Below are 23,756 nucleotides of genomic sequence, written 5' to 3'. Positions count from 1 at the left end.
AATGATCGCTTCCTCCTCGACGGTGAGCACGGTGGAGCGCGGTTCCTTGGGGCCCATCCGGGCATCCGCTGTGCTCGTCCGTTTGCGCCACTTCTGCACCGTCGTCGGGCTGACGCCGTAGCGCTTGGCCAGCGCTCTTACGCTCTCTTCACGTAGCTGGATCGCGCGACGGACTGCCTCCGTCGTGGTGGCGCTTCCATGAAGAACCTGGCCCATAGCGCATCCCTCGCAGCATGGTGGTCAACCGTACCACCACACCGCGGGATCAAACATCTAGTCGCGTTCGTGCCGTACAAGATCCACACGGTGCCAGCCCGCCCGGGTCCATTGTATCGGTGCCGTCGGCGTCCTTGTGATGCGAGATCCCGAACAGCATCACCGCCTTCACGCCGTCTCTGGCGATCTCCGTGATCTCGCGGGCGAGGGCGTGCTCCGGTATGCGGGAGATACCGGGCATCGACGGGATCGGTGTGACATCGTCCAGCGCCTCTTCGACGAAGATCGGGGCGATGAGATCGTCGGCTGAGAGGTGGGTCTCGCGGACGAGGCGGCGCGTGATCGGCGATCGGCGGAGCCGGCGCTGTCGCCGCTGCGGGAAGCCGGCTTTCATCGCTCGGCTCCGAGAGAAACCGCCGAAGTCCCGCTGGCGGGAGCCGCCGATGCGCGCGCGGTCGTGACGAGACCAATGCCGGCCGCGATCAGCAGGCCGCCGAGACTCTGATGCCACGACACCCGCTCGCCCTGCAGGACGAACGCGATCACGGCCGCGAAGAGGGGGCACAGGAACAGAAAACCGCTGGTGCGAACCGCTCCACCTCGCCGCAGGGCCGCGAACCACAGGCCCATCGCGCCCGTCGAGGCGGGAATCGCGAGCCACAGGAACCAGAGCCACGCCGTCGGGCTCGCCGGCAGGGAGAACGGGTCTCCGCGGATCAGGGCGACGAGCGCGAGACCCGCCGTCCCGAACACCATCTGCCAGAAGGCCAGAACCCAGGCATCGATGGACAGGTTGAAGCGCTGCGAGGCGATGGTCGCCAGAGCCCAGCACGTCGACCCGAGCATCACCAGGACTTCACCCCGGCCGATGGCGCCGGTGAGCACCGTCTCCACGCCGATGCAGAGCACGACCCCCGCGAAGGACAATGCGAGACCTGCCCAGCCCTGCCGGCGCACGGGCTCGTCGAGCAGGACGCCCACCAGGAGCGCGACCAGCAACGGATTGCTGGCCATCAGGATGGCCGCCATCGGCGCCGTGCTGGAGGTGAGCCCGATATTGAGAAACGCCATGACGCCCGTCGTCTGCAGCAGGCCGATCAGGGCAAGGTGCAGCCACGGCATGCGCGAACCCGACCGACGGTTCGGGTGCAGGAGGCGGGGGAGCAGAACCGGCACCAGCGAGAGTGCAGCGACGAAGAAGCGGAGCGTCGCCAGCCACAGCGGCTGAACGTCACGAAGAACGGCCTTCGTGGCCACGAAGGACGATCCCTGGAGAAAGGTCGACAGCAGCACCAGGCACAGGAAGGTATTGGGCGGCTTGTCGCGCGGCATGAACGCAGACTAGGCGGAGCCGCACCGGCCTGCGTCGCGGTTCCGGCCACTTGCTAGGCCGGATCGGACAAGGTCAGGCCCGCCTCGCCGGTTGATCGGGAACGGTCTTGGTCACCGTAGCGGCTCGGCCGCGCGCCCATCATCTGCCGGAACATCGCCGCGAAGGCGCCGGGAGTCTCGTAGCCCAGATCGGCCGAGACGACGCCGACCGGCTCGCCGGCCGCCAGACGGGGCACGGCCGACAGGGCGCGCACCTGCTTCCGCCAGATCAGGAAGGTGCTCCCGAATTCGCGCCTGAACAGGCGCGCGAGCGTCCGCGACGAGGCGCCGACTTCCGCCGCCCATGCTTCCAGGTCGCGCCCGTCCCCGGGATCATCGATCAGGCTGCGGCAGATCCGGGCCAAGCGCCTGTCCTTCGGGATCGGGAGATGGAAGACCCCGCCGGGCTCCCAGGCGATCTCGTAGGGAAGAAGGGCGACGATCCGCCTCTCGTGCTCGCTCGGCTCCCGGTCCAGCGGCATCCGGGCGACCCGGAGGATGAGTTCGCGCAGCAGGGCCGAGACCCGGACCAGGCGCGGTGCGTCCGGAAATGCGGCGGGACACGCGTCCGGGGCGACGTAGAGCGTCCGCAGGGAGACGTGGCAACGGGCGACCATCGCGTGGGCGATCCCGGCCGGCATCCAGAGGGCCCGCTGCGGCGGGAGCAGCCAGAGTCCGTCCGCCGTCGTGACCTCCATGACGCCGGAGGTCGCGTAGATCAGCTGCGCGCGTCCATGGACATGCGGAGGGACGCGGGAGCCGGCTGGAAACTCCTTCGGCATCGCCGCGATACCATGCAGCGATGCTTCATAGTCCCGCGGGTCGGTGCTCTTGAGGTCCATGGTCCGGTTCTCTCCGCGCCAGGAGCCGCTGGACGAGGACCCTCCATTCCGAAGATCCCCGCGCGTCCGATCATTTACAGACGGAGAATCGCGCGGGCCTCGGCCGGGCTCGCAATGTCGCGCCCGACGATCCTGGCGATGGTTACGACACGCGCGACAAGTTGTTCGTTGCTCGCCGCCAGCTCCCCGCGTGCGTAGTAGACGTTGTCCTCCAGGCCCGTCCTGACATGGCCGCCGAGAAGCAGGGTGTGCAGGTTGATCGGGAGTTGGGACCCTCCGATTGCCAAAGCGGACGACGCGCTGTCCCGCGGAATGCTCTCGGCGAAATGAAGCAGGGTCTTGCAGCTTGCCGACGCACCGCCGCGAATGCCGAGGGCGAACGCGAAAAGCGGCCGGCCTTGGATAAGACCTTCTGTAATCAGAAGATGAGCCTCCTGAATAACACCTTCGTGGTAGACTTCGATTTCGGGCTTAACGCCGAAGGCTTGCATCTCGGCTGCGAGAGCGCGAAAGGTCTCCGGAGGGTTGATGAACGGCCTTCCTCCGTGATCGACAGAGCCGCAGTTGAACGAGGCGATCTCCGGCCTGAACGGGAGGTGATTCCAGGCCTGGGCGGGGCTTGTGTCTCTCGGGAGGTTCAGGCCGGATGTGCTGAGATTGATGATGATGTCGCACCGATCGCGGATCCGTTCGACGATCTCGCCGTATGTGCTGGCCTCGTAGCACGGCGTGCCGTCCGGATTTCGGGCGTAAATATGTGCGACGGCTGCTCCCGCATTCCAGCATGTGAAGACTGAGTCGGCGATTTCCTCCTGCGTATAGGGAAGGTTGGGGTTCTTTGAGCGATCCGTTACGCCGCCATTGACGGCAGCTGTAATGATGAGCTTGTCCACGCGACCTCCAGAAGCCGATGGCGGCATCATCCGTGGCGGTGAGAGCCCTGACGACGATGAGCCGCGATCACAGAAGCCGCCCTAGGATAACGGTCCTGCCTCTGTCCGACGTCACGGTGTCGGACATCTTCGGCTTCAGAACCGACAAGCCAGGGTGAAAGCTTTGCTGCGGCACAGGGGCCTTGCGCACTTGCACTCCGCATCGGACGTCTGAGCCGGATGCTCGATGAGACCACTTCGCCGCAACCGCTGCCGCGTCTCGGGGCATGCGACGCGAATTCAGCTCTGCGGCTGCGTAGACTATTGGATCACCGCGCATTCGTGCGGCCGAAGACCTTGGCACTAGCCCGTCTACCGTGTGTGAACCGGGTTTCTCAGGTTCAGCGGCCGGGCTTCCGGCCTCACCGCGCCCCGCCACTCCGCCGGCTCCGGCGCTCCGCCTTGCGGGTCGCGGTCTCGCGCAGGTGCTGCTCGATGGCGTCGTTGGCCCGCCCGCGCATGTGGCGGATGGCGTCCACGTCGTCGAAAGTCTCGGGGAAGCGCCGCGACAGCCACAGATAGGCGCTGGCGAGCTTCACGGTCCGCTCTTGGTAGTCGAGCTCGCCCGCGAGGTTGCCGCGCAAAGCCGGGACCGTGAGGCCGGTGGCCCGCGCCTGGCACCAGCGCTCCAGCAGGCCCATGGCGATCTCGTCGCGCCGGTCGATCGGGCAGACCGAGAAGGCGAACTTCTCCTCGATCGGCAGCCGTGCCCGGTCGACGATCCGGGCGACGTCGAGCACCTCCTCCAGGGCCGAGGGCTGGAACGGCGAGCCGGCGTAGAAGGTCGCCCGGGCGAAGTGGGTCAGCACCTCGTGCAGGCTGTGCGTGCGCATCTCCTCGGCCACCGAGCGGATTGCCCCGAGATCCGGGCGGACGAAGAAGCGGGTGTCGGCCGCCGGCGCCGTCGGGGCGCCCGAGAGGGCGGTGCGGATCGGCTCGGCGGCGTACGGGTCGGTCGCCGCCACGTAGCCGACATCCTGGTGGCCGTAGCGGCCGGCCCGGCCGGCAATCTGCCGGATCTCGGAATGGGTCAGCGCCCGCTCGGCGGTCCCGTCCCACTTGCGCACCGCCGAGAACACGATCCGCTTCAGCGGACCAAGGTTGAGCCCCATGCCGATCGCGTCGGTGGTGACGAGCACGTTGGCCTCGCCGGAGCGGAAACGGGCGGCCTCGGCCCGGCGGACCTCCGGCGACAGGGCGCCGTAGATCGTCGCCACCCGGTGCCCCCGGGCGACAAGGATCTCGCGGTTCTCGTGCACGGCCCGGCGGGAGAAGGCCACGACCGCATCGCCGGCCTCGACCTTCTCCAGGGGCACCGGCTCCTCCAGCAGCAGGAGCGGCGACTTGCGGGTGAAGGGGATCACCTCCAGGGACTCGTTGGCCGCCTCGGCGGCGCGGCGGACATAGGACAGCGCGTCGTCGGAGCCGCAGACGATCACGGTCTTGGCGGCGACGCCGAACAGCGCGTTGGTCCAGGCCCAGCCGCGGTCGGGGTCCGACAGCATCTGGATCTCGTCGATCACCGCCACGTCGATCGGCCGCGTCAGGTCGGCGGTCTCGATGGTGCGGGCGGTGTGGGTCGGGTTGGCCTCGCCCAGCACCTCCTCGCCGGTGATCATGCCGGCGCGCAGCCCCCGCTCGCGCAGGGTCTCGTAGTTCTCCAGTGCCAGGAGCCGGAGCGGCGCGAGGTAAGCCCCGGTCTCGGCCGCGGTCAGGTGCTGGAGCGCCGCGTAGGTCTTGCCGGAATTGGTCGGCCCCATGTGGAACAGGATTGTCCGGTTGAGGCGCCGGGCGGCGGTGAACCGCTCGATATAGGCGCCGAAGCCGACCTGATCGCGCAGGCGGCGCAGGCGCGAGCCCTCGCGCGCCACCGCCTTGGCGTGCCGACGCACCGGCGTGAGCGTGTCGTTGAGGCCGCGGGCGAGCTTCGGGCCGTAGGTGAAGACCCGGGACCGGAGCGAGCGGTCCATGTGGGCGATGTAGGCGGCGGCGTCCGCCCCGACCTCGCGCAGGTCGACGAGGAGCTGCGCCCGCAGCTTGTCGACCGGCTTGTGCAGAGCACGGGTGGCCTGGAGCGCGGTCCGCGCCACGGCCTCGCGTAAGGGTTCCAGGCGATGGGCCGGGTCGTTCCGGGCGGCCATGCGGGCGAGGATCTCGGCCGCCTCCGGCTCGGGGGCCATGTCGAGCCGCAGGTCCAGGCGGCCGTTGTCGAGGAGCGGGATCTCGGTCCGGATCAGCCAGGTGATGCGGTGGTCCTTGGTGACCACGGCCCGGAGAGAAGGGATCGCCTTCCGGATCGCCGGGATGCCGGTCTCCGCGAAGGCCCGGGCCGCCTGCATCTCGCGGAGCGCGCGGGCGACGCGCTCGTCCTCCACCTCGGCGCCGTAATCGGGCAGCTCGAGATGGGCGAGCAGCCGGTCGAGATCGACCGCGTCCGGGGACAGGCCGAGCCGGCCTACGGATTCGATCAGGCTCTCGATCGTCGGGCGGAGACGCTTGCGCGCCATGCGGTCACCTTCGGCAGAAGCGTCTCACGCAAACCCTGACGCGGTCGGGGGCGTTCCGGATCCGATCCATGCGCGGAACCGCGCCCGGACGCCACTCCGAAACCGTCCTTGCGAGCGCAGCGAAGCAAGCCAGCAGCGCCACGGGCCCCAACGTTGCGCGACACTGGGTTGCTTCGCTGCGCTCGCAAAGACGGGATCTCACGGTTGCCGGGCCGCCTCGGCGAGCCAGCCGCAGAAGGCCCGCACCGCCGGATCCTCCGCCCGGGGCTCCGGGACGTAGGTGTAGTAGCTCCGTGCCGGCAGAGACGGGCCCGCGAAGGGCAGGGTCAGGCGGCCGGCCGCGACGTCGTCGGCGATCAGCCGCTCGGGCCCCATGGCGACCCCGAGCCCGTCGAGGGCGGCCTGCAGGGTCAGGTAGAAGTGCTCCAGCGTCACCGTGGCCTGCGGCGCCAGGTCCGGGATGCCCGCCGCGCGCAGCCAGTCCGGCCAGACCCGCGGAAGCGTTGCCGCGTGCAGCAGCGTGTGCTGCCGGAGCTGCTCGGGCCGTTCGAGCGGGAGCCGCCGCAGCAGGGCGGGGCTGCAGACCGGGATGCGCCGCTCGGACAGGAACGGCTCCGCGCGATGGCCCGGGCGCTGATCCGGACCGCCGCGAATGGCGACATCGAACGGGTCCGCGAGCTGCGCCAGGGGGACGTTCGAGGTCGTCAGCCGCACCTCGATCGACGGGTTGGCCCTCTGGAAACCGGACAGGCGCGGGATCAGCCAGCGGAGGGTGAAGGTGGCGAGCGCATTCACGTGCAGCAGGCGCGGCCGGCCGCGCTCGGCCTGGCGGGCCGTGGCCAGGGCGATGCGGTCGAGGGCGGCGCCGATCTCGGTGGCGTAGGCGCTGCCCGCCTCGGTGAGGACCACGCGCCGGTTGTGGCGCTCGAACAGCGGCAGCCCGAGCCAGCCTTCCAGCATCTGCACGTGCCGGCTGACCGCGCCGTGGGTGACCCGCAGCTCGTCGGCCGCACGCGTGAAGCTGCCGTGCCGGGCGGCCGCCTCGAAGGCCTTCAGAGCGTTCAGCGGCGGCAGGCGGCGATGCACGGGTCAGGTTTCCTCACGCGTGCGTCAGCATAAGTCGTTTGTCAGCCACGGACCAGGCGGCCATCCTGTGACGGAACCACGAAGGATGGCTGGATGTCCGTCGCGTCCGATCTGACCGCGTCTTCCGAACCCGTGTCCCTGCCGGAAGCCCGGCGCACGCTGGTGGCCACCGGGGTCAACCACGCCCTGCACGACGGCTACACGGACCTGATCTACGTGCTGCTGCCGGTCTGGCAGGCGGAGTTCGGCCTCGACTACGTGGCCCTGGCGTTCCTGCGCTCGCTCTACAACGGGGCGCTGGCGGCGCTGCAGATGCCGGCGAGCCGACTCGCCCAGGCGTGGGGCGCCCGCACCGTGCTGGTGCTCGGCACATTGCTCAGCGCGGCCGGCTACGCGATCGCCGGCGCCTCGGGCGGACTCGTCGGGCTCGGGATCGGCCTCCTGCTCGGTGGCGCCGGCAGCAGCACCCAGCATCCTCTGGCTTCCGCGGTGATCGCCCGGGCCTACGGTCCCGGGGCACGGGGCCCGCTCGGCACCTACAACTTCACCGGCGACCTCGGGAAGGCGGCGGTCCCGCCCGTGGTCGGCCTCCTGCTGACCCTGACGGGCTGGCGGCACGCGCTCTGGGTGATCGCCGGGGCGGGAATCGTGGTCGCGCTGGCGGTCGGGCGGCTTCTGCCGCGTGAGCCCGAGTCACGCGGCGTGCGGGCCGCAGCGAAGCCGGCGACGCCCCGGGCTCCCGGCGGATCGAGCAGCGGCACCGGCTTCCGGCTGCTCGTCGCCATCGGCATGCTCGACAACGCCGCCCGGCCGGCCTTCCTGCTCTACCTGCCGTTCCTGCTGCAGGAGAAGGGCGCGGCGCTGACCACGGTGGGCCTCGCCCTGTCGCTGGTCTTCGTCGGCGGCGCGCTGGGCAAGGCGGTCTGCGGGCGCCTCGGGGCGCATCTCGGCGTGACCCGGACCGTGATCCTCACCGAGACCGGGACGGCGCTGGCGATCCTGGCGGTGATCGTCCTGCCGCTGGCCCCCGGGCTGATCCTGCTGCCGCTGCTCGGCGTGATGCTGAACGGCACCTCCTCGGTGCTCTACGGCACGGTGCCGGAACTGGCCCCGGGCGGCCGCGTCGAGCGGGCCTTCGCGGTGTTCTACACCTGGACGCTCGGCGGCAGCGCGCTGGCAGCGCCGCTGCTCTACGGCCGGCTCGGCGACGCGGCCGGCCCGCACTGGGCGGCGGTGGCGGCGGCCGGGACGGCGCTCGCCGTTGTGCCGCTGATGCTGGCCCTGGCGCCGCGTCTCGGGACGGAGCGGCAACGGGCTTGAGGCCCGGGATCCGCGTCTACGAGACCGCGCCTCAGACCGACAAACCCGTCATTCCGGGACTGCGCGGCAGGGCCCGGAACCCAGAGCCTCAGCGCGCGTCCAGGATGGCGCCGTCGGCGATTCTGGGTTGCCCGCCTCCGACGTGCCCCTCCGTGTCCGGGCTCGCCCGCGGCGCCCCGGAACGACGGCGCGCGTTCCCTCCGGATATGGCGTCAGAGGCAGCCCAGGGTGCTGACCCGGACGGCCTCCGACCGGCCGTCCACCGCGATGTCGCGGATCGCCTCCGGCGTGGCGCGCGCCGCCCGGTAGACCGCCTCCGACACCACGGCCACGCAGCCCAGGGTCTTGGTCAGGCCCTGCAGCCGGGACGCGACGTTGACGGTGTCGCCGAGCGCGGTGAAGCGGGCGTCGGTCGCGTCCCCCATCTCGCCGACGATCGCGGGGCCGGCATGCACGCCGACGCCGTAGCGCAGGATGTGCTCCAGATCCTCCGCCAGCAGCCGGTTCAAGGTCTCGACGGCGTCGGCGATGCCGTCGATCGCCCTCAGCGCGTCCCGGGCCGCCTGCTCGGGCTCGGTCTCCAGGCCGAACAAGGCCAGGAGCCCGTCGCCGAGGAACTGGTTGGTCGAGCCGCCGGCCTCCCGCACGGCGTCGCCGACCGCGCTGAGGAAGCGGTTGATGATGAACACCGTGTCGTAGGGCAGACGCTCCTCGGCGAGCCGGGTCGAGCCGCGCAGGTCGACGAACATCGCCACGATGAAGCGCTCCTCGCCGGACTGTGCCCGGTCGAGCAGGTCCGCCTGGCGCATCCGCGGCTGCGGCGGCAGCAGCGGCACCACCGCCATGTCGGTCTCCGGCCGGAACTGGCAGGCGAGGCGCACCCCCGGACCGGCCGCGATGCGCTCCAGCACCGCCCGCTCGGTGCGGCCGGGCGCCGGCGCGCCGTCGCTGCCGTCCGTCACCCGGATCCGACAGGTCGAGCACCGGCCGCGGCCGCCGCAGACGCTGGCATGGGGAATCCGGTTGCGCCGGCTCGCCTCCAGGACGCTGGTGCCGCGGGGCACCCGGACCACCCGCCCGTCGGGGTAGCTGAGCCGGATCGTCCCGCGCTTGACCTCCGCGAAGGTGCGCGCGCCCCGCGCCGCGATCACCGCGCCCAGGAGAGCCGCGTAGGTCAGGAGCATCCGATCCCGGATGCCGGCGAGCCGCGCCACCTGATCGGGCAGCCCGACATGGACGGGCTTGAGCGCCTCCGCGCGCCAGGCCGGGTCCTGCGCCAGGGCCAGGATCATCCGGCCGCCCTGCGCGAAGCCCAGCAGCGCCAGGACCGGCACCAGGACCGCCAGCGCCAGCAGCCAGGGCGCCGCGCGCGCGAAGGCGGGCTTCAGCCGGAGCCAGAAATACAGCCCCGTGCAGCCGTGGATCCAGGCGACGACCAGGACGGCGACCTGCATCAGGCCGAGCGGCGGCGACGCCACCCAGAAGGCGTAGAGTTCCTGCGCATAGCCCTTGTCGAGCCCCTCGGTGGCGAAGGAGATCCGGGTCCCGACGATGTGGCTGATCAGCAGCGGCGGGATCAGCAGGCCGGAGACGAGCTGCAGGGCCTCGGAGGGCCGCCAGCGGAAGAAGCGGGCGGCGTAGAGCGCCTGGAGCCCGAGGAGCAGGTGGACCAGGAGGGCGCCGTAGAGCAGCGTCAGCCCGAGCGGGTTGAGCCAGAGCGCGGAGGCGAGGCTGAGCCCGTCCTCCATGGCGTCCAGGGAGATGTTGCCCAGTGCGTGATTGCTCAGATGGGTGAGCACGTAGGCGAACAGGATCAGGCCGCTCGCCAGCCGCAGGCGGCGCAGGGTCAGGGGCGACCGGGACCGCGCGGCCGGCGTAGCCGGCCGGGCCTTCGCGGAGTCCTCGGTGAGCTGTCGCGTCGCGATCGAGGCTGTGCGCATCGTGCTGGGAGATCCGATCGGATCGGCCGTGGGCCCGCAATTCGCCGACCCTGGTACCAGCAAGACTTCCGGCGCGTCCGATTTATTTCTCTCCGGGCCCTGTTTGCCGGCCGATATCGGCCGCCGATCCGGTCTCGCCCGCGAAGGCGGCCCGGAACTCGTCGGCGAGGGCATCCGGCCGGTCGATGTAGCGGGCCGAGTGGTGGAACGGCACCGCCCGCCGCGCGCCCGCCGCCCGGGCCAGCGTCCCGGCGCGGGCGGCGGTGAGGTGCCGGGTCCGCGTCCCGGCTGCCCGCTCCGCCTCCAGGAACACCGCCTCGATGAACAGCTCGTCCGCGCCCGCCGCCAGGGTGAGGATCCGCGCGGCGTTCTCCGGCGTGTCGGCCGTGTCGGTGACGTAGGCGACCTTCTGGCCAGGCCCGATGCGGAACACCCCCGCGCCGAGGTCGCCGAGGGGCAGGGTCCGGTCCGCGCCCACCGGCACGGGGGTCTCGGGCGGCAGACCCCGGCGGGCGGCTTGCTTCGCCGCCCCGAGCCAGGGGCCGGGCGCGAGGCCGAGCCGCTCCAGCGCCCCTTGCCAGACATTCACCCGCACCGGCTCGGTCAGCGCGAAGGCGAGCGACGGGATACCGTGATCGAGTTCCGCCGCCTCGATCCGGAACGCCTCCTCGGCGAGTACCCGCCCGGGCCCGAGCTCCGACGGCGGCATCGGGCGCGTCGCGAACTGCTCCCGGGACCGGAACGCCGCCCCACGCGCGAGATAGCCGTCGACGAACTCCTCGACCTGGATGCGGAAGTCCGGTGAGTGGGAGCCGAGCAGGTTCCAGGTATAGGCGTGCAGCCGGTTGGCGACCCGGGCGATGAAGCCCTCCGGCCCCACGAGGCGCAGGGGCTGCGGACGATGCAGGCACACCCGCAGCAGGCGATCGAAGCCGGCAAAATGATCCATGTGGGCGTGCGAGACGAAGACGTCGCTCACCCGCATCAGCTCCCGGGCCGAGAGCGCCGCGACGTCACCGAGATCGAACAGCAGGGCCCGGCGCGCGTAGCGGAAATCGAGATAGAGGCCCGGATCCGAGAACGGGTCGTTGACGAGGCGGGCTTGGACGAGGTGGCTCACGCCCGTCAACGCATCGCGCGGCGTCGCCGTTCGGCGCGGCGTTCCTCGGCCCTTCTCTGGGCCCGCCCCCGGGGCCCGGCAGCCGCCCGTGTCACCGCGCCGGGTCGAGCGCCGACAGGACCTCGTCGGCGGCCCGCAGCCCGGATTCGTAGGCGCCGCGCACGGTGGTGAAGGCATCAGGGGACGTCGCCTCGCCGGCGAAGAACAGGCGGCCCTCCACCGGCGTCGCCAGGATCGCGCGCTGGCCGGCCGCGCCGGGCCGGGCATACGCGTAGGAGCCGCGCACCGACGGGTCCCGACCCCAGCGCGTCACGGTGAGGCCGGATGCCCGCCGGCGGAACGCCGCGCCCAGCAGCCCGGCCAGCTCGTCGAGGGCGAAGGCGGCCGCTGCCGCGTCGCCGGCGCGCTCTAAGTCCCGGGCGAGGGCGCCGCCGAAATACCCCTCGATCACCGGCCGGCCGAAGGGGCGCAGGTGGTAGGCGCCCGTGCGTGCGCTGCGCGGGTTGCCGATCAGGTGCCCGTCCGCCGGCAGCGCCTCGGGCGCGGCGAGGTGCAGGAAGACCTTGTTGGCGAGCCCGAGCGGCAGATCCTGCGCGGCCGCGATCTTGTCGGGCAGCGCCGGCGCGAAGCGGAGCCCGCCCTCCGCCAGGACGTTGGTCGAGACCGTCACAATGACGGCACCGGCCTGGAGCGTGCCGCGCGGGGTCTCCAGCCGGACCGGGCCGGCCACGCCATGATCGATCCGGGTCACCGGCGTGCCGAGCGTCACCGGCAAGCCGGCGCCGTACGCCGCCACCGCGCGCCCGTAGCCGTCCGCCACCCGCCAGTCCGATCCGTGGACACGGTAGCGGGCGGAATCGTGAAGCGAGAGGTCCGCGAGTTCGGCACCACTCACGTAGCCGCTCACCGCGTCGAGGAGCGGGTTCCACGGATTGCCCGGTTCGAGGAGGGCGGCGAGGGGGCGGTCCACCGGATCCCGCGCCGCTGCCGCCTGCCGCGCCGCGAAGGCCTCGGCGGCCGCCGCGTAGGCCGTCTGGTCCTCCGGGGGGAATCCGAGATCGCGGTACTGCACGTCCCAGGGGGCGGGGGTGCGGTCGACCCGCAGGCCGAGCGCCTCGGCGATCGGCAGCCAGGGATTGCTCTCGGCGCCGTGCAGCCAGCCGCAGCCGAGGTCGAGGGGCGCGCCGATCGCGGGGGGCACGATCGTGTGGGCCCGCCCGCCGGTACGCTCCGCCGCCTCGAGCACGCGGATCCGCAATTCCGGCCGCCGCTCGGACAGCCGGCGCGCCGCGGCGAGGCCCGCGGCGCCCGCGCCCACGATGGCGACATCCGCCGTCTCGGAAGTGCTCAGGTCTCGACGCCTCCCCGGCGCGCGATCGTGTCCAGGTGGTGGGTTCAACCCGAGGGACGCGGTGCGGGTTGCCGGATCGGGAGGCCGCTTCCTCCCGTCTCGATCATCACGTCCCCATCCCGGGGCCGCGCAGCGGGGCTCGTACCCGGAAGGGCACGCCGGAGGCGGGCAATCCAGGGCCGCCGGCGCGCCAAGGTCTTGCACACTCTGCGTTTCCGGGTTCCGGGCACGCCTGCGGCGCCCCGGAACGACGGGACGGATGCGCGGGTTGCGGGATCGAGCAGCCCGACCCGGAGAGCCGATGCTGGACACGTATTTCGCCCGGAGCGCCGCCGCGGTGGCGCCCGACCTGATCGGTGCCGGGCTGTTCGTCGGGGAGACCGGCGGCATCATCGTCGAGACGGAGGCCTACGACCGCACCGACCCGGCCTCGCACAGCTTCGCCGGTCCCACGCGGCGCAATGCCAGCATGTTCGGACCGCCCGCCCACGTCTACGTCTACCGCTCCTACGGGATGCACTGGTGCCTGAACCTCGTCTGCGAGCCCGGCAGCGCGGTGCTGATCCGGGCGATCGAGCCGACCCAGGGGCTCGCCGCCATGCAGGCGCGCCGGGGCACGGCGGAGCCGCGGCTGCTCTGCGCCGGCCCCGGCCGCCTCGCCCAGGCGCTCGGAATCACCGGCGCGATGGACGGAGCGCCCCTCGCGCAGGCGCCGTTCCGCTTCGAGCCCCGCACGGGGGCGGCCGAATTGGTGAGCGACCGGCGCATCGGGATCACGCGCGCCGCCGAGACGCCCTGGCGCTTCCTCCTCGCCGGCTCCCGGTTCGTCAGCCGGCCGGCCCGGCGGGCCACATCCGGGACGCCCTTTCCACCCTGACTCTGGGACGATCCATGCTTCGGACGTCACGCCGGCGGCAGCCCGAAGCTCCGGCGGCGTATCCGCCGCCGCAGATCTGTCTTCGCGCAGCGGAGAGGCCGTGCTGGTCCTGTCGAAGCCGCGGGAACTTGGGCACGCAGCCGAGGTTCCCCGGTCGTGGATGATGGAGCCGCTGCATGCTGGCGATGAACTACCGTGGGCCCTACCGCGTGCGCGTCGATCGCAAGCCGGTCCCCGTGTGCGAGCATGTTGAGGATGCGGTCATCCGTGTTACGCGGACCTGCATCTGCGGGTCTGACCTTCACCTGTACCATGGGATGGTGCCCGATACGCGCGTCGGCATGACGTTCGGCCACGAATTCACGGGCGTTGTTGAGGAAGTCGGCTCCGGCGTGACCAACCTCGCCGTCGGCGACCACGTGCTGGTCCCGTTCAACATCGCCTGCGGCCGCTGCCACTTCTGCAAGCAGGGGCTGTTCGGCAACTGCCACGAGGCGAACGCGCAGGCGACCGCCGTCGGCGGCATCTACGGCTACTCGCACACCGCCGGCGGCTACGATGGCGGCCAGGCCGAGTACGTCCGGGTGCCCTACGCCGATGTCGGCCCGTGCAAGATCCCCAAGACGATGGACCTCGACGACGCGGTGCTCCTCACCGACGTGGTGCCGACCGGCTATCAGGCGGCCGAGATGGGCGGGATTCAGCGCGGCGACACCGTCGTGGTTTTCGGCGCCGGACCGGTCGGCATCATGGCGGCACGCTGCGCGTGGCTGTTCGGGGCCGGCCGGGTGATCGTCATCGACCATGTCGAGTACCGGCTCGACTTCGCGCGCCGCTACTGTCCCGCCGAGGTCTACAATTTCCGCTCGATCGGGGATCCCGTGGTCTTCCTGAAGAAGACCACCGATTCCCTCGGGGCCGACGTCTGCATCGACGCGGTCGGCGGCGATGCCGCGGGGAGCGCCCTGCACACCCTGATGGGGACCAAGCTGAAGCTCGAGGGCGGCTCGGCCGTGGCGCTCCACTGGGCGATCAACTCGGTCAAGAAGGGCGGGATCGTCTCGATCGTCGGGGTCTACGGGCCGACCGGCAACCTGATCCCGATCGGCAATGTCCTGAACAAGGGCATCACCATCCGGGCCAACCAGGCCTCGGTGAAGCGCCTGCTGCCGAAGCTGATCGCCCATATCGAGGCGGGCCGCCTGAACCCCAAGGAACTGATCACCCACAAGGTGCCCCTCGAGGAGGCCGCGGATGCCTACCACCTCTTCTCGGCCAAGCTCGATGACTGCATCAAGCCGGTCCTCGTCCCCCCGACGGCACGCGCGTGAGGAGGGGGCGATGAGAAACCGTCCGATCGATCCGTCGACGGTCCCGGGCTGGGGCGTCGACGCGGATCCGCAGAACGATCCGACCTACCCGATGCGCGACATCACGCGCGACGACAGCCGGGGCATGAACTGGACGCGGCCGCCGCAGCAGCGGGCGCGCGTCGAGGTCCTCACCTCGATCGAGTACAACGCCCGGCCGGCGGTTGTCGGCACGTCGACCCCGCCGCGCGGCGTGAGCGGCGTCATCCGCCGGCAGGCGTTCCGCTACAGCGAGTCCCAGTGGGCGCATTGGCTGATGCTGATGGCGGCCGACCGAGTGAACGTCGTCGAGGGTGTGGTCGACGACCTCGCGCGGGGCCGCGTGCCCAACGTCCCGGCCGAGATGGGTGCCCGGGCCGAGCTGGCCCACAACCGGTCCGGGCTAGCGGGCAAGCTCGCGCTCACCGGCGCGGCGATCGGGCTCGGGATCCTGGTCGCGCGCCTGGCCCGGGCCGAGCGCTAGGGTCCGTCCGGGTCGCGCCGCCGCGACCCGGCTTGGGTGCATGGATGGATGATCCACCCCCCTCAGGATGAGGGCGCGGTTTGGAAGGGCCCGGGCGGTGAACCGGGCGGCCCGCGGTCCTGCAGCAGCGTGCGGATCCGGTCGCGGATGGTCTCGGCGACCGGGTTGTAGACGATCAGGCCGAGATCGGGCCGGCCGTCGACCGCGAAGGCCGAGTACTCCAGCTCGATCCAGCCCAGGACGGGGTGCCGGAGCCGCTTGACCCCGTCACCGTGCGCGTGGACGTCGTTCTCGCGCCACAGGGCGGCGAAGTCCGGGCTGGTCCGGCAGAGCTCGTCCACCAGCGCGCCGACCTCCGACACGGCGCCGGCCCGGGCCGCATCCGCCCGGAACGCGCCGACCACGACCCGGGCCACGCTTTCCCAATCGTGCTGCGCCGCCCGCACGCGCGGGTCGCCGAACATGCGGCGCAGGATGTTGCGCTCACCGGGCGGGACGGTGGCCCAGTCGGTCAGCACCACGGCGGCGGCCGGGTTCCAGGCGACGACGTCCCAGGTCGCGGTCTTGACCAGCGCCGGGCTGGTCTCGAGCGTGTCGAGCAGCCGCTGCAGCCGCGGCGTGATCCCCGCGGCCGGCCTGTAGCGGACCTCGGGCGGCCGGCCGAGGGCCAGCATGAAGATGTGCTCGCGCTCAGGCTCGGTCAGCATCAGCCCGGTGGCGATGCGGTTCAGCACGTCCGCCGAGGGCGCGCCGCCGCGCCCCTGCTCCAGCCACGTGTACCAGGTCGCGCTGATGTTCGCGCGCTGGGCGACCTCCTCGCGGCGCAGGCCCGGCGTGCGCCGCCGCCCGGCGAAGCCGAGGGCGGCCGGATCGAGCTTGGCGCGCCGATCCCGCAGGTATGTGCCCAGACGCGTCTCGGAACCGGCCGGCATCGCGATCCTGTTAGCCGTTATACCCGTATACGATCACGACTTTAACAGGATGGACCGCGCACCGACACTGGGGCTCCCCCAGGTCAACGGACGCGATCCATGCGCATCTTCCTCACCGGCGCCACCGGCTTCATCGGCTCGGCCCTGATTCCGGACCTCCAGGCGGCCGGGCATCAGGTCGTCGGCTTCACCCGGTCCGACGCCGGGGCCCGGAGGCTCGCCGAGGCCGGGGTCGAGCCGCTCCGGGGCGACCTCACCGAGCTGGACCGCCTGCGCGACGGCGCCGCCCGGGCCGACGGCGTGATCCACACCGCCTTCGACCACGACGATTTCACGAACTTCGTCGCCAATTGCGAGAAGGACCGGCGCGCCATCGCGGCGCTCGGTGAGGCCCTGAAGGGGTCGGACCGGCCCTTGGTCATCACCTCGGGGACCGGGATCGGCTGCCCCGCGCCGGGCGTGCCGGCGACCGAGGACGTCTTCAACACCGCGCACCCGAACCCCCGCATCGCCTCCGAGCTGGCGGGGGCGGCCCTGTCGGAGGCGGGGGTCAACGTCTCGGTGATGCGCCTCCCGCAGGTCCACGACACGGTCAAGCAGGGGCTCGTCACCTACCTGATCGACCTGGCCCGCCGGAGCGGCGTGTCCGCCTACCTCGGGGACGGGGCCAACCGCTGGGCGGCGGGGCCGGTCTACGACGTGGCGCGCCTCTACCGGCTGGCCCTGGAGGCGGGCGAGCCCGGCGCGCGCTACCACGCGGTCGCCGAGGAGGGGGTCCCGGCCCACGCCATCGCGGCGGTGATCGGGCGGGGTCTCGGGGTGCCGGTCGTCAGCCTGCCGCCCGAGGAGGCCGGTCATTTCGGATGGCTCGCCGCCTTCGTCGGCCTCGACATGCCGGCCTCAAGCGCCTGGACGCGGGCCAAGCTCGGCTGGGCGCCGACCGGGCCGGGGCTGATCGCGGATCTCGAGCGGATGGATTACGGCACGGTGCGGGTTTAGAGCGCCGGATATCGGCCGCACGGCTGGAATTCTAATCCAGATGAGATCGCCGCCTGGCGATGTGTGTCATAGCCCGGAGTATTCGCGGTTTCTAAGCCAGGCATGTCCGCGATTGAGAGCCCTCAGCTCCCGCCTTCAACGGCGGAGGAGCTCGTGCCGCGTTACTACTTCAACATCTACGACGGCGTCAGCGTGCTTGACGATACGGGCACAGAACTTTCGGACTGGCGTGAAGCCCGCGTGGAAGCTGTTCGCTTGGCGGGTGAGATTTTTAGAGACAACGCACAGACCATCGCGTTGGGAGAGGACTGGCACATCGAGGTAACGGACGAGCGGCAGCTCGTGCTGTTCCGCTTCGACTTCATCTCTCATGAGGCTCCGGTGCTCGCGAGCCAGCGCCGAATGCCGATCAAGCCGTCTTAGCTCTCGGCTCTCCTCACCGGTCGGGTTGGGAGGGGAGCGCGCGCCGAGCCATGGGGCGCATGACCAGATGTGCGCATGGGTGAATGTCGGAAGGCTCTGGGTTGGGCACGATGACCCAATGACGGACTGGAACGACCTCACACCTATTGAACAACGCCAACGCGTCGCCGAGCAGATGCGGATCTCGCGGGGCCACGATTGGATGGTCAGGAGCCATACCGTCGAGGCCCTGACACTATCCCGAGAACTTCTGGCCGTTCCGGTGTACAGCTGGCCGAACCGAGAAGCGGTAGGCGCCCACGACGAACAGCAGGCGCTTGATCTCGGCCGTCAGAATCGTGGGTGCTCGATCCCACGTCGCACGAAGTGACCCGTCCGCGAGCGGATGCGGCCCCGATTAGGCTCCTCAGCCGAACGGGCGTAGGGTATTGGGATCACCAGCCGGTCCCTGACCCGTAGGCCTGGTGGCTGAGAGAGACGCGTGCTCCCGCCTGCATCGCGCGGAGCGCCGTGATGGCTGACCTCACCGACAATTCGCGTTCTCGTGTCGAGTACGGCGATGCTCTCATCCGGATCACCCGGAATGCCAGTCTGGCCGGTTATAACGCAGCGCTCATCCAAAAAGCCGTGCGAGCAATCAAGCGCTCGCGCGAACCGCTTGAGGCGACCAAGTATCAGGTTCGTCCGCCAGCAGATCCTGTTCGACGTTCGAACGCAGATGCTCTCACGGAGCCAGCCCCGTAAGCCCGCAGGCGGTCAGGATCGTCACCGGCACCGTGAGGCCCCGTAGTCAGCCCGTGCTGCCGATCTGCGGGGGCAAGCCGACGATTTCGACGCGTGTTGACGGGGATCGCGAAAGCGGACCGGCCGACATCCACACCGCGCTGACGTTGCCGAGCAGATGACGAGGGGCCGCTTTCATGCATTGCCACCCGAAAGCGGACTGGCTGAAAACCACCCATCCGAGACACTCGGACATGATTGGCCCCAGCAGGATATGGCCGGAAGCGGTAGGTCTGCTCCCAATGAGGCTCGCCGCCATAGCGGACAGGATCCTATAGATCCAACAGGGTCAGCGGTGCTTATCCGAGCCGTGTCCAGGATCTAACAATCAGGGTTGTGCCGGTCTGGACATACGAATGGACGCCGGATCTTCGCGCCCGGAATTGAGCGAGGCCTCCAAACGCGGTCGGATCCGGAATCCCAGCCAGCGCCCGCACGCTGAGGCTCAGGCCGAGGCCAGGGAATATCGACAGCCCTATGCGCCTGTCCTCGAGCGCCCAGTGCTCGTTGAACAGCGGCGCGAGCCCGTCAAAATGCTCGACCCAGAACTGCCGCTGCGCCGCGACACGGGGCGCCGGCTTGCCAAGACCCGCATGCGGACACTCTACCGTGTCACCATCTGCCGCGGCGGCGAGCGTGATGTTTACGAAGCAGAAACATTTCGACAGACGTTCCGAGCACCGGTTTCCCATGTCCGATCAGACGGCGCGCGGCGTTTAAGCCTGTAGCGCGGCCAAAATTCCTTTCCTGCCAGCGTAGTCGGTGGCCAGAACCGCCGTCTGAATAGCCAAGGTCGCGGGCCGGACAGGTCGCAATTCTCTGAGAATCTATCCGTCGTCGAGTATAGTAGCCAATACTACACACCGATGGGATTGAGGCCGGTATTAAAGCTATCCCGGAAACCACAACTCGTTATCCCCGAAAGAATGTATCTAGCTGCGCTAAAATCGGCTGGACATCGGTTTCGAGATTGGTTATCAGGCGGTTAATCCGAGCCGAATTCTGACTTCGATTCGGTCTGGGTTCGTAAACAACTGCACTTGACAGTTTTTATCAGTATCACCGCACCTGTGCGCTTTGCAGCTCACGGGTCACGCAGTGCTGCGCGGTTTCGTCCACAATATCACTATTGATTACAGTAATTAACGAATTTGCATTGTGGCAAAGAAGCAAAATTCCTCAGTGTAAACTGCTTAGGGAAAATTTTATGACTAGACGGCCTGACGATATCAGTTAATGAATGCCTAAGGTTCTGACTGAGACTGATGTCCCGAAGTGGAACCTGGCGCGGCGCACAAAGACGGCGCGTTCAACGAATTCGAGTTGTCGAAGGGATTCACATTTCATGAAAAAGCATCTTCTCGGCTTGTCCATGGGCGTTGCGGCCTGCTCCCTCGCGGGCGCCGCCTTGGCCGCCGGCAGCAACAATTCCTACACCGACCAGTCGGGTAGCGAAGGTCGCATCGTCATCAACCAGAACTCGGACGCCAACGGCCGCGTGGTCACCGGTGGCGGCGATGGCGGCAACAACTACGTCGGCTACAACGGCAAGTCGTTCCAGCAGTCTGGCTACGGCAATGACCTGACCGTCAACCAGACCGGCACCAGCAACGCCCTCGGCTTCGATGTCGGCTCGCAGACGGGCACGAACAACACCGCCAATGTCCTGCAGCAGGGCAACGACAGCCGGGTTGAGCTGCTGCAGAGCGGCAGCAACAACGGTCAGGTCTCCGGTCGCACGTTCACCGATACGAGGGGCGCTTTCGCTGCCAGCAACCAGATCACTCAGGACTCGAACGCCCTGCGCAGCACCATTGATCTGCGTCAGGACGGCTCCAACGGCGGCGAGTTCAACCTGATCCAGAGCGGCACCGAGAACCGGCAGACCGTGCGCCAGTCCGGCGACGGCAACCAGGTGGCGACCAACCAGGCCTCGACGACCAACAACAGCACCATCTCGGTCACGCAGACGGGAACGTCGCTTCAGAACCAGAACTACACTCGCGCCTATCAGAATGATCAGGCGTTCAGCTCGATCACCGTGACGCAGACCGGAAACAGCAACGACGTCCAGGCCGGGCAGAAGAATTACTACAACTCTGGCAAGAATACCGGTAACGTCATTTCTGCAATCCAGAATGGCGACGGCAACAAGGCCTATACCCTCCAGTACGACGGAAGCAGCAATCAGGCGTACTCGACCCAGTATGGCAATGCTGGCACGGCCGCCATCTTCCAGCGTCAGGGCGACGGCAACTACGCCTCGGTCACGCAGGACAGCGGCAGCTACAACGCCTACGCCAGCATCCAGCAGGCCGGCGCCGGCAACTACGCAACGTCCTCGCAGGGCGGCGCGAACAACACGCTGCGTGGGCCAGGCTCTGAATTCAGCTACCCCTATCAGAACGCGGCGTATCAGAACGGCAATTACAACCAGCTGTTCAACACGCAGCGTGGCTCGGGTAACACCGCCGATGTCCTGCAGCAGGGCAACAGCAACTACCTGCGGAACGACCAGTACGGTTCGAACGGCAGCCTGACGTCCCGCCAGTATGGCACCTCGAACTCGGTGATCAGCGATCAGCAGTCGGGCAGCGATCTGGCCATGCTGATGGTGACGCAGAACGGAACCAGCAACTCCGTCACCTCGACCCAGGGCGGCATCCGGAACCAGGCCACCCTGTACCAGGAGGGCAACAACAACGTCATCAATGGCCAGCAGTACGGTCAGGATAACCACGCCAGCGTGTCGCAGTACAACAACTCCAACGCGGTTGGTTACGCCCAGAGCGGCAGCGGCAACCGTCTGACCGTCACGCAGCGCTAACCGTCTCAATAGAGACAAAGTACGCGGCGTAGATCCGTGTGGGGGCCGCGCTGACCAGTGCGGCCCTCCTCATTTCTGTATCCGCGAGGCCACAGTATGCCGCTAACCGCTCCTCCCGACCCTCCGGCACTGCGCTGCGAATTGACCCAGCAAGTCCGAGGTGCGACCGTATCAATTGTGGGATTGGTATTCGCAAGCGAAGTCAAAGTGGGCACGTATCAGCTCCGTGTTGTGAAGAAGGGGCCAGCCGGAACATCTGTTCTCAACCAGGGCGGCACGTTCACGGCCAAGCCTTCGGATGCGATTCCGATCGGACACATGGCTCTCAGCGTCGAGGCGGGCGGCGGGTACACCGCGCACCTTCTGGTGGCGTCTGGTGACAACCGCGCCGAATGCGAGGATGTCCATGAGAGACTCTAGGCAAGCCACCGTCCGAGGGCAGGTTGCGCTGGCCCTCATGGGCCTCGTCGCGGCCGGCCCTGCCGTGGCGCAGACGGCTCTGACTCCCGAAGCGCAGATGGCCACGCCGGCTCTGGAATACGCAGTGATCGGCCGCGAGACCATCCCGATCCCGCTTCTCTCGGTCGGCGGTAACCGGGCCTCCGTCACGCAGACAGGACAGTCCAACGCGCTCACCCTTGAACAGCAGGGTCGCTCCACTGCGACGACACAGCAGCTCGGCTCTTCCAACGCAGCGAGTGCGATCATGCGCGGCGACCAGAATGTCCTGTCCCTTGTCCAGTCCGGCACCGGCAATACAAGTTCGGTCACCACGACCGGCTCCAATACTGTCGGCGTCCAGCAGATCGGGGATAACAATCGTTCCGATATCAAGCTCTTCGGTCAAGGCGCGACGGTCACGAGCCAGCAGGTCGGCTCCGGCATGAGCAACGCGATCACGCAGAGCGGGGTCGGCAAGGCGGTTTCCGTCGTCCAGAGCCGATAGGCCGGACCGGATAAAGGATTGATGATGCGCACCAGCCTTTTGACCGTCACGGCGCTGCTCGCCTTCGCCGCCTCCGGGGCGCAGGCCGGCAACCTGATCTATCAACCGGTCAACCCGGCCTTCGGAGGCAGCCCGCTGAACGGGTCATGGCTGCAATCCGAAGCGACGGCGCAGAACTTCTACCAGCGCGAGGAGCAGCGCCGGAACTCTATTCAGAGCGCAATCCAGCAGCAGCAGCAGAAGCAGACACCCGGGCAAATCTTCGCACAGCAGCTGCAGTCCCAGCTCTATAGCTCGCTGGCCAACAAGATTACCTCCGCGATCTTCGGGGAGAACGCGCAGAACAGCGGCAATTTCAGCTTCCAGGGCACCAATATTTCGTTCGTGCGCGTGGGTGCTGATGTGCAGATCACGATCAACGATGGCCAAACTGTCACGCAGGTCACCGTTCCGTCTGGGCCATAATGAATCTTAAACCTTGATGCTTCTAAAGCAGTATCAACTATCAAGATAGCATCAAGCGGGGGGATTAGTGTCTTGATCTGCAAGTTGCTGGGTCGCGCGCTGACGGCGGCGATCCTCCTCTCCTCTTGCGCCTGCATGCCGTCGTGGGTCACCGACCCGCTGCTGCAGGCGCCCACGATCACGCCGCAATCGGCCACCGGTCTCAACCTGACGAGCCTGCCTCCGCCGCTGCGCAGCATCGACATCGCGGTCTACAACTTCCCGGACCTGACCGGACAGAACAAGCCCAACGACAACTATGCTGAATACTCGCGCGCGGTGACGCAGGGCGGCGGAGCCTTCGTGGTCGACGCCCTCCGCCGGGCGGGCAACGGCTCGTGGTTCCGCGTCGTCGAGCGCGCCGGCCTCGCCGACGTGCTGCAGGAGCGCCAGCTCATCCGCGCCACCCGCACGGAGTTCTCCCCCGACAACGTCAAGCCGCTCCCGCCCGTCCGCTTCGCCGGCCTGATCGTCGAGGGCGGCATTCTTGGCTATGATGCCAACACCATCACGGGCGGCCTCGGAGCGCGCTACCTCGGGATCGGTGGCGACGTGAAGTACCGCCGTGACATCGTCACGGTCGGGATGCGGATCGTCTCCGTTCAGACCGGCGAGGTGCTCGGCAGTGTGACGGTGACCAAGACCATCTACTCGGTCGCCCTGGACAGCAGCACCTACCGCTACACCGCGCTCAACAAGCTGCTCGCTGTCGATGCCGGAATAACCCGCAACGAGCCGACGCAGATGGCGGTGCGCGAGGCCATCGAACTCGCCGTGTACTCGACGGTCATGGAGGGCGCGCGCAAGGGGTTGTGGCGCTTCCGGGATCCGAGCCTCGGCCGGCGGCTCGTCGACGAATACCTGCTCCGCGACAAGGGGGACGTCCCGGCCGAAGTCGTGGCCCAGGCGCCGGCCGAAGAGGTGGTCGTCGCGGTGAAAAACTGACC

The 23,756-nt window shown here is 69.0% G+C and carries 25 protein-coding genes (1 of these 25 running past the window's edge); 14 read left to right on the top strand and 11 right to left on the bottom strand.

Annotated features, from left to right (window positions below; all coding sequences use genetic code 11):
* The 7 genes from ABIE45_RS03155 to gcvA all read right to left on the bottom strand — a co-directional run.
* Positions 1–216, bottom strand: the beginning of a protein-coding gene (locus tag ABIE45_RS03155; RefSeq protein WP_373622127.1) for an IS481 family transposase. 735 nt of this gene lie to the left of the window's left edge; 216 of the gene's 951 nt are visible here — the first part of the coding sequence; its start codon is at positions 214–216; its stop codon lies off the left edge, out of view.
* A gap of 49 nt (positions 217–265) precedes the next feature.
* Positions 266–610 carry a hypothetical protein gene (locus ABIE45_RS03150; RefSeq protein WP_192711111.1) on the bottom strand — a complete coding sequence of 115 codons (345 nt, stop codon included), beginning with the start codon at positions 608–610 and terminating at the stop codon, positions 266–268.
* Positions 607–1,548: a DMT family transporter gene (locus tag ABIE45_RS03145; RefSeq protein ID WP_192711110.1), complete on the bottom strand. Its 942-nt coding sequence runs from the start codon at positions 1,546–1,548 to the stop codon at positions 607–609. Before ABIE45_RS03145 ends, ABIE45_RS03150 begins: the two co-directional genes overlap by 4 nt.
* A 53-nt stretch (positions 1,549–1,601) precedes the next feature.
* Entirely contained in the window at positions 1,602–2,429 is an 828-nt protein-coding gene (locus ABIE45_RS03140; RefSeq protein WP_209578430.1) for a helix-turn-helix domain-containing protein, read from the bottom strand.
* Between the two features lie 74 nt (positions 2,430–2,503).
* A complete protein-coding gene (locus tag ABIE45_RS03135; protein WP_192711109.1) occupies positions 2,504–3,322 on the bottom strand; it encodes a 3-keto-5-aminohexanoate cleavage protein in 819 nt (272 codons plus the stop codon).
* 401 nt (positions 3,323–3,723) lie between these two features.
* The gene (locus ABIE45_RS03130; protein WP_192711108.1) at positions 3,724–5,868 is read right to left on the bottom strand and encodes a helicase-related protein; all 2,145 of its coding nucleotides are present in this window, start codon (positions 5,866–5,868) and stop codon (positions 3,724–3,726) included.
* Between the two features lie 198 nt (positions 5,869–6,066).
* Positions 6,067–6,954 carry a transcriptional regulator GcvA gene (gene gcvA, locus ABIE45_RS03125; RefSeq protein ID WP_192711107.1) on the bottom strand — a complete coding sequence of 296 codons (888 nt, stop codon included), beginning with the start codon at positions 6,952–6,954 and terminating at the stop codon, positions 6,067–6,069.
* A 93-nt stretch (positions 6,955–7,047) separates the two neighbouring features.
* On the opposite strand from gcvA, the gene ABIE45_RS03120 reads away from it, so the two are divergent.
* Positions 7,048–8,274, top strand: coding sequence for an MFS transporter (locus tag ABIE45_RS03120; RefSeq protein ID WP_192711106.1), 1,227 nt, complete (start codon positions 7,048–7,050; stop codon positions 8,272–8,274).
* A gap of 212 nt (positions 8,275–8,486) precedes the next feature.
* On the opposite strand, the gene ABIE45_RS03115 is transcribed toward ABIE45_RS03120, so the two are convergent.
* The 3 genes from ABIE45_RS03115 to ABIE45_RS03105 all read right to left on the bottom strand — a co-directional run bounded on the left by ABIE45_RS03115 (position 8,487) and on the right by ABIE45_RS03105 (position 12,733).
* On the bottom strand, positions 8,487–10,214 hold the full coding sequence (locus ABIE45_RS03115) for an adenylate/guanylate cyclase domain-containing protein (protein ID WP_192711105.1): 1,728 nt from the start codon (positions 10,212–10,214) through the stop codon (positions 8,487–8,489).
* A gap of 82 nt (positions 10,215–10,296) precedes the next feature.
* Positions 10,297–11,334 carry an MBL fold metallo-hydrolase gene (locus ABIE45_RS03110; protein ID WP_192711104.1) on the bottom strand — a complete coding sequence of 346 codons (1,038 nt, stop codon included), beginning with the start codon at positions 11,332–11,334 and terminating at the stop codon, positions 10,297–10,299.
* Positions 11,335–11,425: 91 nt separating this feature from the next.
* Positions 11,426–12,733 (bottom strand): flavin monoamine oxidase family protein, encoded by a 1,308-nt coding sequence (locus ABIE45_RS03105; protein WP_373622124.1) that lies wholly within the window; start codon positions 12,731–12,733, stop codon positions 11,426–11,428.
* A 253-nt stretch (positions 12,734–12,986) separates the two neighbouring features.
* On the opposite strand from ABIE45_RS03105, the gene ABIE45_RS03100 reads away from it, so the two are divergent.
* From ABIE45_RS03100 to ABIE45_RS03090, 3 genes are all read left to right on the top strand, one after another.
* Positions 12,987–13,562, top strand: coding sequence for a DNA-3-methyladenine glycosylase (locus ABIE45_RS03100; protein WP_192711103.1), 576 nt, complete (start codon positions 12,987–12,989; stop codon positions 13,560–13,562).
* 176 nt (positions 13,563–13,738) lie between these two features.
* A complete protein-coding gene (locus tag ABIE45_RS03095) occupies positions 13,739–14,893 on the top strand; it encodes a zinc-dependent alcohol dehydrogenase (protein ID WP_192711102.1) in 1,155 nt (384 codons plus the stop codon).
* Between the two features lie 10 nt (positions 14,894–14,903).
* Positions 14,904–15,395, top strand: a complete 492-nt coding sequence (locus ABIE45_RS03090; RefSeq protein ID WP_192711101.1) for a hypothetical protein — start codon at positions 14,904–14,906, stop codon at positions 15,393–15,395.
* Positions 15,396–15,457: 62 nt separating this feature from the next.
* Here the strand turns inward: ABIE45_RS03090 and ABIE45_RS03085 are convergent, their stop codons facing one another.
* The gene (locus ABIE45_RS03085) at positions 15,458–16,327 is read right to left on the bottom strand and encodes a helix-turn-helix domain-containing protein (protein WP_192711100.1); all 870 of its coding nucleotides are present in this window, start codon (positions 16,325–16,327) and stop codon (positions 15,458–15,460) included.
* A 99-nt stretch (positions 16,328–16,426) separates the two neighbouring features.
* On the opposite strand from ABIE45_RS03085, the gene ABIE45_RS03080 reads away from it, so the two are divergent.
* The 10 genes from ABIE45_RS03080 to ABIE45_RS03035 all read left to right on the top strand — a co-directional run bounded on the left by ABIE45_RS03080 (position 16,427) and on the right by ABIE45_RS03035 (position 23,754).
* A complete protein-coding gene (locus ABIE45_RS03080; protein ID WP_192711099.1) occupies positions 16,427–17,326 on the top strand; it encodes an SDR family oxidoreductase in 900 nt (299 codons plus the stop codon).
* A 153-nt stretch (positions 17,327–17,479) separates the two neighbouring features.
* Positions 17,480–17,749 carry a hypothetical protein gene (locus tag ABIE45_RS03075; RefSeq protein ID WP_192711098.1) on the top strand — a complete coding sequence of 90 codons (270 nt, stop codon included), beginning with the start codon at positions 17,480–17,482 and terminating at the stop codon, positions 17,747–17,749.
* A gap of 118 nt (positions 17,750–17,867) precedes the next feature.
* On the top strand, positions 17,868–18,119 hold the full coding sequence (locus ABIE45_RS03070; protein WP_192711097.1) for a hypothetical protein: 252 nt from the start codon (positions 17,868–17,870) through the stop codon (positions 18,117–18,119).
* A gap of 143 nt (positions 18,120–18,262) precedes the next feature.
* Positions 18,263–18,493, top strand: a complete 231-nt coding sequence (locus ABIE45_RS03065) for a hypothetical protein (protein ID WP_192711096.1) — start codon at positions 18,263–18,265, stop codon at positions 18,491–18,493.
* A 395-nt stretch (positions 18,494–18,888) separates the two neighbouring features.
* Positions 18,889–19,260 (top strand): hypothetical protein, encoded by a 372-nt coding sequence (locus ABIE45_RS03060; RefSeq protein ID WP_192711095.1) that lies wholly within the window; start codon positions 18,889–18,891, stop codon positions 19,258–19,260.
* 617 nt (positions 19,261–19,877) lie between these two features.
* The gene (locus ABIE45_RS03055) at positions 19,878–21,359 is read left to right on the top strand and encodes a hypothetical protein (protein ID WP_192711094.1); all 1,482 of its coding nucleotides are present in this window, start codon (positions 19,878–19,880) and stop codon (positions 21,357–21,359) included.
* A 96-nt stretch (positions 21,360–21,455) separates the two neighbouring features.
* The gene (csgH, locus tag ABIE45_RS03050; RefSeq protein WP_373622120.1) at positions 21,456–21,779 is read left to right on the top strand and encodes a curli-like amyloid fiber formation chaperone CsgH; all 324 of its coding nucleotides are present in this window, start codon (positions 21,456–21,458) and stop codon (positions 21,777–21,779) included.
* Positions 21,780–21,816: 37 nt separating this feature from the next.
* Positions 21,817–22,305, top strand: a complete 489-nt coding sequence (locus tag ABIE45_RS03045) for a hypothetical protein (RefSeq protein ID WP_192711093.1) — start codon at positions 21,817–21,819, stop codon at positions 22,303–22,305.
* A gap of 21 nt (positions 22,306–22,326) precedes the next feature.
* The gene (locus ABIE45_RS03040) at positions 22,327–22,770 is read left to right on the top strand and encodes a curli production assembly/transport component CsgF (RefSeq protein ID WP_373622118.1); all 444 of its coding nucleotides are present in this window, start codon (positions 22,327–22,329) and stop codon (positions 22,768–22,770) included.
* Between the two features lie 135 nt (positions 22,771–22,905).
* Positions 22,906–23,754, top strand: a complete 849-nt coding sequence (locus tag ABIE45_RS03035; protein WP_192711117.1) for a CsgG/HfaB family protein — start codon at positions 22,906–22,908, stop codon at positions 23,752–23,754.
* Positions 23,755–23,756 lie beyond the last annotated feature (2 nt).

This window comes from Methylobacterium sp. OAE515, assembly GCF_041806315.1.
Taxonomy (GTDB): Bacteria; Pseudomonadota; Alphaproteobacteria; order Rhizobiales; family Beijerinckiaceae; genus Methylobacterium; species Methylobacterium tardum.
This window is presented reverse-complemented; position numbering and strand designations above follow the sequence as displayed.